Raw genomic sequence first — 16,989 nt, 5'->3', positions numbered from 1 at the left:
AGGCCCACCGCTGCCGTTAAATTCATTGTTTTATCTCCAAGTTCTTCATGAAAAACCAAAAAGCTCTTATACTTTAAGTATATAACCCATGCTAATACATCGTGATGTAAGGAGGGGCTCCATACTGTTGCCTGCTGGAATAATTCTCTTCTAATCAGAATTAGGGGATGCCTTCAGCAACAGTTTGGGTCTCTTCTTACAGGGTGGTGGAGAAGATGAAGAGGATTACCATCTTCCTAATATACCTTATTTTAAGCTCTTACCTAAACGTGGGATTCGTTGGATTCACTCCTGTCAGCGCTCAGGGGAACGTGGTGTTTCAGGATGATTTCAACGATAACAAGCTTGACACAACGAAATGGACGGAAGATATGGCCGGGAGCGAGAATACCTACGCTGAAGAAAACGGTGAAGCTCACTTCACGACATACGGCCATAGAACCGGAAGTTACGTAAGCGAGCATGCATTCCTGAAAAGCAGGGATATACTGATTAGTGATTGGAGTTCGGTAACGTTCTCAGGAAGATGGAAAATTTTGAATCCCGGAACGGCGGAGATGTGGTTCAGGGTATATGACATCGATACCGGCAAATACTTTGGGGTGCGATACGTGACATGGCCCCACGAGATAACCTATGACTGCCCCGAGGACACACTAAGCGATTCACGGGATGCCCCGCAAACATACGTTTCCTTCAGGATAGTTCTCTACAAAGACCGTTTTGAGTACTGGGAAGATGGAGTTCTCCTGAAAACAGTACCAACAACAGGTATGGAGAACACCACGAACTTCCAGCTTCTCATAGGAGGCTGGGACGACACTCCAATGGCCTCCAACATCTACTTCGACGACATCTCTGTCGAGTACGAGCCCAGTCAGGGCGAACCTTTGAAGATAACCATTCTCTCCCCGGAGGAGAGGACATACAACACGACAGTCATAGACCTCAACGTTACCGCAAACAAGCCCGTTGATGAATGGCTTTACTCCCTGAATGGAGACGAAAACGTCACCTTCGAGCCCAACACGACAATAGAAGCACAGGAGGGTAAGAACTCACTGATAGTGTATGCGGTGTCAGGGAAGGAGCTGGCCAGTGCTCAGGTGAGCTTCTACGTCGATACAACACCGCCGGGAACCGTGGAAAACCTGAGCCACGAAGTTGGAACCGACTACATCTACTGGAGCTGGGACAACCCAAAGGACGAGGACTTCTCCGAGGCTCTCGTTTACATCGACGGGAAGTTCCAAGGGAGAACCACCGGCACCAGCTGGAACCTTGAAGGGCTTTCACCGGGTGAGAGCCACACAATAGGCATACTAACCGAGGACAGGAACGGCAATATAAACACCACCTGGGTAAACGATACCGCTACAACCCTGAGCGTTCCCGTTCTCACATTCGCCGACCCAACTCCCGGAAATGGCTCTCTGCTGAATTACTCCAGCATAACGATAAACGTGACCTCCAGCGAGAACCTCAGCGAGGCAATCCTTGAGTTCGACGGTTCAAATTACAGCATGAGCGGTTCCGGGAGGAGCTGGTGGTATTCAGCGACGGTTTCAGATGGAGAGCACACCTTCAGGGTCTATGGCACGGGCCCGGGAGAAACCAGGGGGATAAGCGAGGAGAGAACCTTTGAGGTGGATACCAAAAATCCGGACTATCTGCTCTATGGGCAGACCGAGGATGGAATGTCTCCCGGAGGAAGCATCGTTCTTTACGCCAGGTGGAGTGACGCTCACTTAAGCTATTCCCAGCTCTGGATGAACGTGACAGGTTCATGGGAAGTTTTCGATGAGAAAGTGCTGAGTGAGAGCCCATGGAGCAACTTCAGCGTTTCACTCGACGAACCCGGTCTCTACTGCTGGTACATAGAGGCGTTTGATGAGCTTGAACACTCCAACAGAACGCCGGTGGAGTGCTTCAGAGTCTATTCCCCGCCCAGGATAGTATTGTATTCACCGAAAAGCCCCGTGGAGAGCTATGAGGGTGATGTGGTGAGCTTTTCAGTCGAGGCGGATCAGGTTGTCAACGTAACTTGGTATGTTGGGGAGAGCGAGGTTTACAGGGAGGAGAATGTTAGAAACTCCACCTACACCAACTCAACCGCCAGGGTCGGGGAGTACAGCGTCAGGGCCCTCATTGCCAACGCCAACGGGAGTGATGGCCACAGCTGGGTCTGGTACGTCTACCCAAAACCGAGCCTGAGCCTGCTGTTCGTTCCTCCCACGCCTGAAGACGGCGCAATGCTGAACGTGAGAACCATAATAATTAACGTAACCTCATCAAGCGAGCTTGAAAACGCCACGCTTGAATGGAACGGCGCCAACGAGAGCATGAGCGGAAATGGACGGAACTGGTGGGCTGTAAAGAGAGGCCTTAATGATGGAACCTACACGTTCAGGGTCTACGGTTCCGTTGAAGGTGTGGCAAACAGCACCGAAGAGCGGACGGTGGAGATAGACGCAACCCCACCGGAAGTTATAGCCGCCGGCCAGAGTGCCGAGTCCGTTCTTGAGGGCGATAACGTTGAGGTATTTGCAAAATGGGAGGATGAACATCCCTCCTCAGCGGAGCTCTGGACTAATGCGAGCGAAGGGCTTGAATGGATGAGAATACCGCTCGAACTCATCGATGGATGGAGCAACTGGACCATAGAGACCGGAGAAGGCTTCGCCGGAAAAACCTTCTGCTGGTATATCAGGGCAAACGACACCTTTGGAAACGAAAACAGAACAGCCCTGATGTGCTTTAAGGTCGAGGAAAGGCTCAGGATAATATCGTTCTCCCCCGAAGCCGGGAACATCACGGTCTGGGACAACGGGAGCGTTTCGTTCTCAATAGAGCTGAACAAAGAGGTAAATGTCACGTGGTTTGTGAATGGAAGCGAGGTTCTGAGGGAAAGCGGAACGACATCAACGTACACAAACACGAGCCTCACCCCCGGACTCTGGAACGTTACGGCGGAGGCGAGACACGGGGATGAGAAGGCGGAGCATTCATGGATCCTCAACGTAAAAACCGACACCACACCACCCGCGTTAAAGTTCGTTCCGCCAACACCGGAGAACGGAAGCCTAACCGGAGATTCTGAGGTCACATTCAACCTGACCTCGAACGAATCCCTCAGCACTGCCGTGCTTTACATAGACGGGGAAGGGCATCAGATGGAAGGAGCAGGAAAGGAATGGAGCGTTACGCTGTCCGTCGATGATGGTGTCCACGAGTTCTATGGTGCGGGCAGGGATATGCACGGGAATTTCAACAGAACAGAAACAAGGACTTTTGAGGTTGATACAAAAGCTCCCCTTTATGTGTCTTACGGTCAGAGCAGCGATTCCGTTCTTGAGGGAGAAAACATCGAAGTTCATGTCCTCTGGGATGAGCCCCATCCCGAAACTGCCAGCCTTGAGACGAACGCCACCGAAAACGGTGAATGGAGAAGCGTGAGAATGGTGGAATACTCCGGCTGGACGAACTTCACAATTTCAACGGAAGGCCTGAGCGGGCTATACTGCTGGAGAATAACCGCGAGGGATTCGCTTGAGCATGAAAACACAACGCCGGAGATGTGCTTCCGGGTCAGGGAACGGCTTGAGATGGTATCTTTCTCACCCGAGAATCCTGAAATTTCATCTCTGGATAATGAAAGCGTCCTTTTCAGCATTGAGCTCAATCAGCGGGCAAACATTACATGGAGCATAAACGGAAGCGCGGTTCTTTCAGAGGAGGGGCAGGTGTCGGGCTATACAAACTCCAGCCTGATTCCGGGAATCTGGAACGTGAGCGTTTCCGCCGAGAACGAGAACGGCTATGTGCATCACTGGTGGATTCTAAGGGTGGAAAAAGCCGACAGAACACCGCCAGCACTTTGGTTTGTAAAACCCACCCCTGAGAACGGAACTATAACCAACATTTCAGACGTTGTCTTCAACCTCACCTCAAATGAGAATCTCAGCATGGCGGTTCTTGAAATCGACGGAGCAAACCACACGATGTCAGGTTCCGGCAGGCTGTGGAATCTCAAGCTCAGCTTAAACGATGGAACACACTGCTTCCGGGCCTACGGCACAGATGAGCACGGGAACACCAACTCGACAGGGATGGTATGTTTCACCTTGGATACCAGACCTCCGAGAGTGTGGTTTATTCCACCAACTCCGGAAAACGGTTCGATTCTCAATTTCTCCAGCGTAACCTTCTCCATCAGCTCGAACGAAGCGCTTGGAAAGGCAGTTCTCCACATCGACAATTCAACATACTCCATGCAAGGGGGCAGCATAACCCTTAATTTGTCCGATGGGGAGCATTACTTCTATGTCGTTGCTTCGGATAGGGCAGGGAACTCAAACAGAACCGAAGAGAGGCTGATAAGCGTTGACACAACTCCTCCTGATATAAGCCTTGAAGCACCAGAGGAAGCCGGGATTTATACGGAAGTTGTTGTGAACATAACCGTCACAGATCAGACCGCCGACGATGGACACCCCCTGAGAATAAGGATCCTGCAGGACGGTGTGGAAAAGGCGCACTCTGAAATCCCCACCTCTCCGGCAAAAGTTAGTTACTCATTCACCACTGAAAATGCCGGAAACGTCAACATAACGGTCATAGCGACCGATGGCCTTGGGTGGGAGAGCAGAAAAACCGTCATTATATGGATTTTTGACAATGAACCTCCAGCACTCCACTTTGTAAAACCCACACCTGAGAATGGCTCACTTGCCGGAAACTCCCTCATCACGTTTAATCTCACCTCGAATGAGAATCTCAGCATGGCGGTTCTTGAAATCGATGGAACAAACATGAGCATGATGGGAAGCAGAAGAACCTGGCATCTGAGCCTCAACCTGCCGGATGGCCGGCATGGGTTCAGGGGGTACGGGAAAGACCTTGCAGGAAACATGAATTCAACCGGACTCAGATTTTTTACGGTGGACTCAACGCCGCCGGAGATAACCGTGAACGCGCCTTCCGTTGTGGAGATGGGAGCATCTGCAAACGTCACGATAACCCTCGACGATGCGCATCCAGCCGGTTACAGAGTTCTCGAAAACGGGAAGCTCCTGCTTTCCGGCAACTACTCAAGAGGAGAGAGGTTTGTATTGAACTTAAACACCGAGAAAACCGGCCTTCTAAACTACACCGTTGAGGCAAACGATACGGCAGGCCACACGTCCAGCATTTCCTTCACAGTTGAAATCGTGGACACAACACCGCCATCAATAAGCTTTAAACCCCCCACCCCCGAAGATGGAAGTCTCCTGAACCAGAGCGGCATAACGTTCAAAATTTCCTCCAGCGAGAACCTGAGCATTGCCCTCCTTGAGCTCGACGGGATGAACTACTCCATGGAAGGAGAAGGAACTGATTGGAGCATTGCTCTTGCACTGAACGATGGGATGCACACGTTCAGAGCATACGGTGCGGATCTCCATGGAAATGAAAATTCAACGGAAGTCAGGAGCTTCGAGGTCGACACGGAGAAGCCGGGGATAGAGGTAACTGCACCGGAGGAGGTTGAAAGGGGCTCGGAGGCAAATGTTAGCGTGGTCATCACCGACCGGCATCCGGCCAACTACACAATCCTCCTGAACGGGGAGACGGTAAAAACCGGCAACTACTCAAACGCTGAGGCCATTGTCCTGAGTTTAAACACAGGTTCGGTTGGAAACCTGAGCTACTCCATTTTTGCCGTGGACAGGGCAGGGAATCTGGCTGAGAAGGACTTTACGGTCGAAGTTGTTGATACAACACCCCCCACTATTCAGTTTATCCCCCCAACACCGGAAAACGCTTCAATTTTGAACGTCTCGGAGGTTGAGTTCAGGATAAACTCAAGTGAAGAACTGTCGAAGGCCGTCCTCCTCTCCAACGACAGCAGGTTCAACGGAACCGTTCTGGAAAAAGCGAACAGCCAGTGGAGTGTTAGCATTACCCTCCCCGACGGGAGCTATGCCTTCCAGGTTGAGGGATGGGATGTTGCCGGAAACCCGGGATTCAGCGAAGAGAGGAGCATTACAGTTGATACAAGGGCTCCATCCCTTAGCTTCGTTGAACCAACTCCCGAGAACGGTTCCCTCGTGGGGAGCTGCACGATGCGCATAACCATAAACGCAAGTGAAGAGCTCGCTGAGGCGATCCTTGAATTTGATGGAACGAGCTACACCATGAGCCCCTCGGGAGGTCTCTGGAGCTACTCCGGAAGTCTGTGCTCCGGGGATGGGCTTCACTCCTTCAGGGTTTACGGACGGGATCTGGCAGGAAACTGGAACTCCACTGAGGTCAGGGTAATCGTCGTGGATTCAACACCGCCCAAGGTCATATGGGTTCACCCCGTCAACATGACCCTCGCGGGAGAGAACACCTACCGGGCTGAGAGGCTTTCGAGGGCTTGGCTCCTCTTCAACGTCAGCGATGCACACCCCGGAAGTTACAGCGTTTTCCTGAACCCCAAACCACACCTTATCCAGTCCCCAATATGGAGCGGCGAGTATTCGAGCGGGGTCCCCTTCGGCTTTTTGGTAAAGACGAAGGAAACAGGAGTCAATATCTACCGTATATCCATCAGGGACGCCGCCGGAAACTCACTCTCGATGGACTACGCGGTCAATGTTTCGGATACAACACCGCCGGGGGATGTTGTTAATCCGGTCGTCAGGACCGACAGCTCCGGCTTCACCCTTTCGTGGAGAAACCCCTATGATGACGACTTTGATCACGTGGAGCTCTACCTTGACCCCCGGATCACGGAGGGCAAAAAGGGCGAGAAGATTATCGATTGGGCCGATGCATTCCTCGCAAATATAAGCGGAAGCCCCGGCCATCTAATGGAGTACTCAAAGAGCACAGCCCATGGAAACCACGTCCTCTACATAAGGACAGTAGATTCCTACGGGAACAGGGGCAACTTTACCGAGCTTAGCTTCAACGTTCCCCTTCCGCCGTTCAACCTCTCCTACATAAAGCCCACCCCCGAGAACGGCTCCATAGTGAAACCGGAAAAGAATGAGGTAACCATAAAAGTTCAGTCGAGTCTTGCACTGAGCAGCTGTGTCCTCACATGGAACGGGGAAGAGATGCCAATGAAAGTTTCAGGGAAGACCTGCTCTCTGAGCGTTCCTGTGATTCCGGGCGAAAACTACACCTTCTTTGTAACCGCATGGGATACCTATTTGAGGGGTCAGGAGATGGGGAGGATATCATTCTCCGTCTGCGGGGAGTGCTTCTTTAAGGAGAGCAGCATGGAAATAACCTCCCCGGCCATGGACCCCATGTCCCTGAAGTTCCCGGTGAGCTTCCTTTTCAGGACGAACACCCTGGCAAGGAAATATATCTACGAGGTCGATGTGCTCGGTGAAAGGATCACCGGAGAATTCAATCCAACATTAAATCTCCTCAACGTGAAAGAGCTGAAAGGCATTAACGTATACACTTTCAATGCCACGTTCCTCCTCGACCTGTGGGGTCTCAGGAATAAACTGGTTAGGGTGATAAAGGAAGGCAGACCGGTTGAGGTTGGCCTTCACCTCGCTGCCATCGATGCCTGCAAAAAAGCCATCGAAACGGAGAGGAGCTTCTCAGTCTGCGGTAACGCCGAGGAGCCGAAATTCTGGGTCGAGCTGAAGAACTTCTACTACGGCGATGAGGACGTGATAATTAAGGCGCATTACGACAACCTGACCCCCGTGGAGGCCTTCTACTACTCCGTGAACGGAGGGGAGTGGGTGAAATTCAACGGAACGGCCAACCTAACCGGGGAGCTCGTGCAGGGAGCTAATAAGGTAAAGATCAAAGCTATCACGCGCTGCGGCCTTGAAGGGGTGAAGGATTACGAAGTCTTTATCGGGCCCAGGAGGAACGGCGACTGGGTCGTAAACAACACCCAGAGCTGCAGGGGCTTTGATATGGATATAAATGGAAGCCTGCTGATAACGGAAAATGGTCTGCTGGAGATGAGGAAGTGCCGGATTCACCTTACAGGCGGAACCGAGGTAAACGGAACGCTTAGAGTCCTCGATAACTCGCTTCTCGATGCCCAGTGGATGAACGGCTCCGGTGTCCTTACAGTAAGCGCCTCAAAGCTTGAGGGCTTCTCCTCGGGGGAGCTGGAGGGGAGCAGGGTTAGCATAATTAACTCGGAGATGAGCGGATACTACACCTTCCTCAGCGGAAACGTCTCCATCCTGCGGAGTGTAATCAGGGGAGATGTTACAGCAAACGGCTCGCTGGTCGTTGAGGATAGCTCATTCTTCCCGGAGAACGGCTTAATCTTCAGGGGAGGTGTGCTTAAGATTGAGGACAGCACCTTCAGCGACGGTACCTACGGGGTATACGTGGATGGGCAGGCTGAGGTAACCCTGAGAAACCTCAGGGCTGGGCACAGCAGTGAGGCCGGCATACTCATAAACGGAACCGGAGGCACGGCCCTGCTGGAAAACATCACCGCTTGGGGAAATGGAATCGGCCTTGAGATTCAGGGTTACTCCTTCAGGCTCGTGAATTCGCTCCTCGATTCGAACGAAAAATGCAACCTGCGCATCATCTCACCGGGCAGCTCAGTGGTGGAGAATTCATCTCTCAAAGGAAGCCCCACCGCGGTGATCCTATCAGGATATCCAGCAACAACGCCGGTTATGAAGGACACAAACGTGAGTGGAAGCATTGAAACAGGAGAAGTTCTGTTTAAGTTTATTGCTTCGCCGGGCTCCAAGGCTGTCCTCAAAAGCGGTCAAAGCTATGGCATGGAGGCACAGGCTTACGGCGAACTGACCCTGCAGGATTACAGCCTGAGGGGAGGGAGCATCAAGGTCTATGGAACTGGAAGCGGCCTGATCGTTGGCGATGAACTACTGGATACGAACCTCAGGGTGAATGAGAACGGCCAGCTCGTTATCCTTAACTCCGCCGTTAAGAATTCCTCCCTCTCCCTCGGATCCGAAAAGGTTCTCATCAGGGGTTCTACGATAGAAGGAGGGAGCTTCACTGCCGACAGGACGTATCACTACGGACTTGAGCCTGTGGCCATTGTTAAGAGAACCCTTCTGAACGGCACCGATGAGTGGTTCTATTCAACGGATTATCCCGGGAAGGACTGGGCCTACAACAACTCCACAGAGGGCATGGAGAGCGGAGAAGCACCATTCGTTGCAAGCTTCTCGAAGGGCAGAAATGACGCAAATACCGAAGTCGGCCAGTTCACCGACCTGTATCTCAAGAAGATTATCACGGTTGATAAGCTTCCCAACGAAGCCGTTCTGGCCTACTACGCCATAAGCGGGATTGAGGTCTACATCAACGGAATGAAGGTCTTGGACAGACTGAACCACCGGGCACAGCTGACGTTCAGCATGGGATGGGGCGGAGGAAGGATAACCGCCGCTCCCCTGACCGGCTTCACGGATGTCTCTGGATACTTGAGAACCGGAAAGAACGTCATAGCTGTGCATGTGAAGGTTCCCTCCGACAACTCAAACTACCTGTCCCTGGGTGCCTTTGATGCCAGCCTCTACGTATGGGGAGGTGTGCTTGGAATAACGGACAGCGTCGTCAAAATCCCCGTGCATGCATCGAACACCGGGCTGAGCCTCGTAAAGGCGGAAATGCATGGAAATGTCTCGGTTTATGACGGACCCGCAAGGTTTGTGGATTCACAAATCTCCGGCTCCACGAGGATCAGGGGAACGCTCTACTCCCAGAACACGAGTTTTATAGGAACGGGAAGAGGTAAGGGAATAGAGACGATGCTCGGAGCGATGATAACACTGAACGGTAGCTCGGTTAGGGGATTCGGCTGCGGCATCTGCTCGAACACTGGAAGCGTTGAAATTTACGGGACTGAAGTGAGGAACAACAGCGTCGGTATAAAGTTCTCGGGGGCAGGACTCAACGTTGAGAGCTCTTACATAACAAACAATGACGTTGGCATAGAGGCGGAAAAGGCGTTTGTGCTGCACAACAGTGTGGTTTATGAAAATGGGGTGGGTGTGCTGGCCACCTCTACGGGAACCATTGACCACAGCACGATAAACGGAAACCTGATAGGCCTGAAAATTGCTGGAGGCAGAGTTACAAACAGCCTGATACAGGACAACGACCTTGGAATCCTCCTTAATTCGAGTTCATCCTTAACAGCGGAGAACAACTCCCTCATGAACACGAAGGACGTGCATATAATCTCTGCCGGCCCGGTGATTTTCAACATGACGGACTGGGGAGGTTACACACCGAAGAAGGTGACGGGATACAGCGGCGGCGTGATGTACACACGGAGCGGAGGTGCCGATGCAAACTACGACATCCTCGATGAGAGGAATTCGGGAAGCCTGACCCTCGGAAGCGTAACGAGCACCGGTTACGGCTGGGGTTCCAGTCTTCTCTCGGTTTCCCTCGACGTGCTGCCATCGAACGGGAGTATGGTCAAGGGTGTTGTGGCACTTCACGGCACCGCGGTTTCGAGAAGGCCAATACTCCGGGTGAACTACACCCTGATCTACAACGGAACCGAGACACTCATAGGAAGCTCCCAGCCGGGTGAGAGCATCTACGATGATTACATATACTTCGACACCGTGCTGAGAAAGCTCTCCGGCTCCGGAGCGCTGAAGTTTACGGCCATTGATTCCGATGGAAGAAAGATGAGTGCCGTCAGGAGGGTCTACTTCAGGAACGCGGATATAGAGCTGATAAACGTCGAGACGAGCCATCCCACTGCAATATACACCCTTAGCAAGGTCGAGAATGCGAACACGCCCAACAGCCATATGGTAATCCCCTATAGAGAGAGATTTGCAAATGTAACCGTAACCCTGAAGAACTTCGGGGCTCTAAACGGAACCGTAATGCTCGAACTCGTGCTTCCTGACTACATTGAGAGGCACACCGGAAGGATAACCGTATGGCTGCCGATTCAGGCCAACGACACGGTCAGGTACAGCACGGCATTCCCGCTTACGGTCTATGACTGGATAAAGCTCAGATGGGATCCCCAGCCGGAAGAGTTCCCGATGAACAAGGTGATTCCCCTCAAGGTGCGCCTCTACGGAGAGGGTGGTGAGCTCCTCGGAGAGGAGGATTCCACTATATCATTTGACTTTGGACCTGTTTTCAGGCTGGAGAGCCTGAGGGCATATCCCTTCAGCGAGAAATACTGCAATAACCATCCCGATTCATGCCACAGGGTCAACATAGCGGGCATAGACTACACCTACGATGGAGATGGGGACGAAAACCTTGAAGCCGCGGAGAGCTATCACTTCAGCCTGGCATTTACGAACATAGGGGACTCAGGGACATATATAGATGGGATAACCATCAGGGAGACCATTCCAGAAAGGGACTACTTCCTCCTTAATGGCCTCGGCCTCAAGGGTCACAGCACATCTATAGAGCCAATGTCCCCGGCCCTGAAGGATGCTCCCTCCGCTACTAACATGCTTGGAATGATAGGGCCCGGGGATATGAGGATAGGGAAAGACCTCTGGATGTCGTGGTGGGAAGGGGTTCCGCCCTTCGACATGCCGCCCTACAACTATACCGGCTACTACACGAACTACATGCTCATCGTATTCAAGCCGGTCGATGCTCAGGGACATGTGAAGAACGACACCTACTACGTGGCCCCTGCTGTGAATACAAAGAAGGTTTATGTTAAGGCTCTTGAGAAGTCGTTCCACACAAAGACCGTCAGCTTCGACCCCATACTCGTTACCGTAAATGCTGTGAAGGACAACAACACGTACCTGACTTTCAGAAATACCAATGACAACGTATTCTACGACTACTACGCCGAGGGATCCTTCGGACCGATGGAGGGCTACAAGTGGTATCACATAATCCCGCCCGGTTTCACATTCAAGGCGATAGCACACCACAGCAAGAGAGGCGTGCACTACAGGGTCGAATTTAATGCCCGGCCTTCCCTGCTCGGAAATGAGCTGCAGGTCGTTGCTATAGGTCTGAACGGTGTCCTTTCCGCCCTTGGAATTAAGGTTCCTGCAGAGACTATAGCCATGGGGGTAATTAAGGCCATACTCAAACTGATAAACATCTTTGAGACCACCATGGAGTTCCAGGAAGCCTCCGGCAACGCCGAGTGGAACTTCACCACCATCAAAAACAGTCCCAACGCCGGGGATCTCAACCAGACCCTGATGAACAGCAACGCTACTGTGATAGTCCGTCTCAGCGTTGATGAAATGGCCAAACTTGAGAGGGAGCAGGACATGACCCCGAACTACTACGAGAAGCTCGAAAACATAGACGAACTGTCGGGCGACGAGCAGTTCCAAGTCGTCAAGACCCTCGGAAAGGCCATGATACTCGACGAAGACCTCAGAATGCTCCTGATAGAAAGTGTTCTTGAGGCAGCGGATCTGGACATATTCTACGATATCCTGAAGGCGGTTTACGCATACTACCAGGGCAACACCCAGGAAGGTCTGGAGAGCTCGGCCTCATCGATGCAAACCCTGAACATGAAAATGCTTGAGGAGATAATAAAGGAGGTCGTGAAGGAGAGACTTGAGAAGACCCAATCATACCAGAGCGCACTGGAGGAGGGAACGGAAAATGCAGAAAAAATGGTCGACAAGGCAAGTGCAGGCCCGGTCGCACTGGTGACAACGACGATTTCACTTGGTCTCCTCATGTATTATGTGGCAACCGCCCCCGTTCCTGAGGGAGGACAGATAGTGGTTCTTGATCCGCCCGGGAACTACACTGTTGAGATGGAAAAGGCCGACAGAGAGATAATCTTTGGAGGCACCGGTGACAAGGGGGTTGGATGGGGCAACAGCACCATAACCTTCGGCAAAAAAGACGTTTATCACGCTGAATACACAGCATTCACAAAATCCCTCTCAATAGGGCCGCTGTTTGAAGGGATGCTTGAAAGGGCAGAGATAAATATCGACAGCCCCGGAAAGCTGCTAATGATGCTCAAACCAAAACCTGAGAACGCTACGGCGGTCAGAATGGTCTTCTCCAATGAGATGTATGCTAAAATGTTTGCCGGAGCATACCTCAGGAACATCAGCTCCCTGAACGTCTCGATAAACGGGAGCTGGATAATACTGAGGGCAAATGGAACCCTCAGAAAACTGCCTGAGGATGATGAGGTACACATAGATATGAGTATAGATGAAGAGTATGCGAGGGCAAACATCACCAGAATCGGGCACTACCGTGGAGCGCTTGAGGTAAAGCCGATGTTCGGCATAGCATCGAACAATACGAAGTTCTCAGTGCACGGAAACACCACGGTGCTGAAGGGAACGGCAAACAACACCATCAGCATCGTTGTGCCGAAGAACGAAAGCGTTGAGATAAAGCCCCCGGAGATAAATGCATCGCCGCTTGAGCTCTATTCCGGTGGGAGCATTTTCATAAATACGACGAAGCCATGTGCTGTATCATGGACGCTCGGGAACAAAACGGGCAGAGGGCGCTTCGTGGGAACGGCAAAGCTGAAGCCCGGAAAATACCTCCTCGCAGTCAGGTGCCTCTACGGTAATCTCAGCTCCAGGAGGAGCTTTAACATAACCATAGAGAAGCGGCCTGTGCAGAGGAAAAAGGTCGATGGCGCCCTTGTGAACGCAGTAGCGGGCAGGGCGTTCCGCATCAGGACAAAGACGGACATGTACTTCCTGTCGTTCATATCAGGGGGCAATCTGACCGGGGTTCTTGCCGTCTATCAGAAAACAGGATGCGTAAAGGCTCCCGAGGGCTATGCATACCTGACCTACGCCCTCTTTAACGTCACCCATCCGGCCAACTGGTCAATCACCAACGTGACTATCGCTTTCAGGGTCTCAAAGGAGTGGCTGGGTAGGAACAACGTGAGCCCCGAGAGGGTTCTCCTCCTTCACTATGAAAACGGCTGGGTTGAGTACAAACCGACCTTGGACTATGAGGATGCAAAGTACGTGCACTACACTGTTAAAGTTCCAGGTCTATCCCTCTTCGCAGTTGCGGAGAAATTGAAGGTTGAGAAACCGGAGGAAGCAGGAACAGAGACGGAAACACCTGTTGAAGGCCCAACGGGCACACCCACAAACACGCCAGGAGGAACCGAAAGCTCCCCCGCAACTGGAGGAAACGCTGAAGGAGTGTTCTACTACGCCCTCGGAATCCTTGCACTGCTGGCCCTCGCGGTCTACCTCTACAGGAGGCGGTGAGCCTTCCCCTACTTTACCTTTTTTAGCGCCTCATCCTTCAGGTCGGGTAGGGCAGTTCTTCAGATAAAACTCCCTGAAAAGCTCAGCTTCCTGCACGTATGACCTCTTCAGTTTAAGAGCGGTCTTAGCCCTCTCAAGCTCTCTGCCGAGGTAAAAAGCATGTCTCGGTGAAATTTGAAAATGCTCCAAAATTGTGTCAATTATGGCATCCGGCTCTTCCCCTGCTATCGTTAAAATCTGCTCTGTTCCTCTGTGGGCAATCACCCATATTTTGTTCTCCTTTGTAAAAATCCTGAAGTAAATCCCCTCAAGTTTGGTCTCCCTTCCTCTGGCTTCAATTACGGGAGATTTAATCTCATACTCAACTTTCTCGCTTCTCTTCTCCTTCAGAATCAGCAGGTCAAAGCCCAGATCCTTCGGCACCTCGAACAGCATCATGTCTAAAGCTCTTCTCAGCTCCCTAACCCCTCCGCGGCACTTCGGACTGACCTCTGTTGTCAGCAGCAGCGATATCTTCAGCTCTCTGGCAAAACCGGCAAGGACTGCGTTTATTCCGACACTGTCCGCATCGATCATCTCCACAACGTTGCCAGCGCCGGCTAGAAGCACGTCGTCGGGATGTCTATCCCTGTAAATCTGAAAGGCCGTGATGGAGCGGGCAAGGCGGGGAATATGCTCAAGAATTAAATCCGGGATGATGTGTTTATAGCCCAGCTCAAGAGCTCTTTCTTTAAGTTTCTCCAGAAATTCAACCCTTTCCCCGGGATTCACTGGAAAAAAGCCCTTTTTCTGGTTTGTAGGTATCAACACAACAGGCTTCTCTGTTACGAGCTCTTCGATGTTGCCACCATCAATGCTGAGGAATAGGTTAGCATAGTCCAATGCCCTTTCGATTTCCTTCGTGTTCAATGAATCGAAGCTCACCGGCACATCATACCCCCTTTTTCTCAGGGCCTCCTTTATCTCCGGAATCTCCTCAATAAAGTCAAGATTCGTCTCACCGCTCACCATGCCGAGGTCTATGATGTTAGCCCCACTCTCAATGTAGTAAACCGCTCTGCTGACTATCTCATCAATGCTCAGCTTTGGAGCGTCGACTATCTCGGCAAGAATCCTGTGCGGGAAGTCAAAGCCAACCGGCAGGCTGCCAATTAAAAAGTTGTACGGTTTTTTAAGTGCTTTTTCAATATAACTCCTGTTCTTCGTTCTGTTTTTTATGTCTTGGACTCTCTTAATGGCATCCCTCATGAATAGATCATCGGCCGGAACCTCCCTGCTGAGCCTGAAACCCTCCCGCAAAGCCCTTAGAATCTGCGGCAGGTCAAAGGCGTATCTCGGCCCCTTAAATGCGGGGATACCAAGCTCCTCCTCGATTATTTGGGCCGAGCCTCTGACGAGACCGGGAATCAGAATCATATCATAGTCCTCGCTTTTTATTCCACCTCTCACGAGATAGCGTGCTATAAGTTCCGGCGTTAAAAAGGCAGCCACACTAACCGGCGTTACAAATACGTCACAGCCCATGCCGTATTTTCTCACCAGCGGCTCGGCTATCCTCCCGGTCACGAGCAGGATTCTCATGATCTGATGTTGTCCGCAGGGGTATTTAGAGGTTTTGCATGGAACGGCAGAAAGTCCTCAGCTGCAGCAGGTTCCTCTGAAATTACCCCTCCCAGCTGCCTTTTTGCACGCCTCTCTGAGCTTCCGGGCGTTCTCCTCCGGAACCCCGTCGTAGGTGAAGTCCCAGGTGCCGAGCTCGATTCCGGCGGCGTATTTGAGCTTATCCCTATCCCTCAGCACAGGATAAAACTCAATGTGGAGATGATAAAACTCATAAGTTCCCTTAAACGGCGCCTGATAGACGTTCATCACGTAGGGCATCTGCCTCTCGAAGAGGGCGTTGAGCGTGGCCGTTGCAACCCTAAGAACGTCGGCCAGGTCTTCAATTTCCCCCCTATCCAGTTGCGTCAGCCACTGTATGTGGCGCCTGGGGTAAATGTGCACCTCAAAGGGCCAGTTTGCAAAGAAGGGCATGAATAACACAAAGCTTCCGTTCTCATAAATGGCCCTCTCCCCCTTCATCTCCTCCTCCAAGATGCGGCAGAAGAGGCACTCACCGGAGCGTTTGTGGTGCCTCCTTGAGTTCTCAATTTTCAGACGGGCCTTTAGGGGGATGAAGGGCAGGGCATAGAGCTGGCCGTGGGGGTGGGTTAAGCTCACACCAATTTCCTCGCCCTTATTTCGAAAGATGGCGAGGTAGGCAACGCGGGGGTTGTTCTTCAATTCTATGGTTACATTTTTCCACAGCTCAACAACCCCAACCATCTGCTCATGAGAGAGGTCGTCTAAATCCCTCAAATTATGCTCCGGCGTTTCCACTATAACACTGCACTGCCCGATAGCTCTCGCTTTCCTGTAAAAACCTCCATTTTGAGGCTTTTCCGCTTTAAAATCGAGCATCGGAAATCTGTTCGGCAGGAGCAGAACCTCCCAGCCAGAGCCCGTTTCCTCACTTCCCGGACAGAAGGGGCAAAAGTTCCCGGGGCGCCAGGGCCTCTCTTTTCTCACGGCGGACACCATTATCCACTGGCCGGTTAAAGGGTTGTAGCGGAGCTCCCTCATCCTCTCACCAGAGAAAAAATGGCAGTTGAGCTTAATTTTTCTTTCGGTGAAATGGGGCGTCAGGAGTGGATGTTATCATGATAACAGAAGAGCAAGAAAAATCGGATTTTGTTATCATGATAACACTTCTACCATAGAAATTTCTACAAGGAACTAACTGTATAACGGTGAGTGTGATGCTTAA

Annotated in this window: 3 protein-coding genes; 1 reads left to right on the top strand and 2 read right to left on the bottom strand. The window is 51.7% G+C overall.

Translation table 11 applies throughout. The features are described from left to right. The first annotated feature begins 215 nt into the window (after positions 1 to 215). Complete coding sequence (locus ACYQ27_RS04405; RefSeq protein ID WP_460041077.1) at positions 216 to 14,183, top strand: PGF-pre-PGF domain-containing protein; 13,968 nt, start codon at positions 216 to 218, stop codon at positions 14,181 to 14,183. Between the two features lie 30 nt (positions 14,184 to 14,213). Here ACYQ27_RS04405 and ACYQ27_RS04400 read toward each other — a convergent pair whose 3' ends face one another. After that, positions 14,214 to 15,764 carry a dihydropteroate synthase-like protein gene (locus ACYQ27_RS04400; RefSeq protein ID WP_460041076.1) on the bottom strand — a complete coding sequence of 517 codons (1,551 nt, stop codon included), beginning with the start codon at positions 15,762 to 15,764 and terminating at the stop codon, positions 14,214 to 14,216. A 57-nt stretch (positions 15,765 to 15,821) separates the two neighbouring features. Then, on the bottom strand, positions 15,822 to 16,805 hold the full coding sequence (gene galT / locus ACYQ27_RS04395) for a galactose-1-phosphate uridylyltransferase (protein ID WP_460041075.1): 984 nt from the start codon (positions 16,803 to 16,805) through the stop codon (positions 15,822 to 15,824). Between the last annotated feature and the right edge of the window lie 184 nt (positions 16,806 to 16,989).

Source organism: Thermococcus atlanticus, assembly GCF_054657855.1.
Note: the sequence above shows the minus strand (reverse complement) of the source record. Positions and strands in the feature narration are given on the sequence as shown.

Coding starts and splice junctions, on each gene's coding strand:
- galT (WP_460041075.1), bottom strand. CDS start 16,805: ATGAGGGAGCTCCGCTACAACCCTTTAACCGGCCAGTGGATAATGGTG.
- ACYQ27_RS04400 (WP_460041076.1), bottom strand. CDS start 15,764: ATGAGAATCCTGCTCGTGACCGGGAGGATAGCCGAGCCGCTGGTGAGA.
- ACYQ27_RS04405 (WP_460041077.1), top strand. CDS start 216: ATGAAGAGGATTACCATCTTCCTAATATACCTTATTTTAAGCTCTTAC.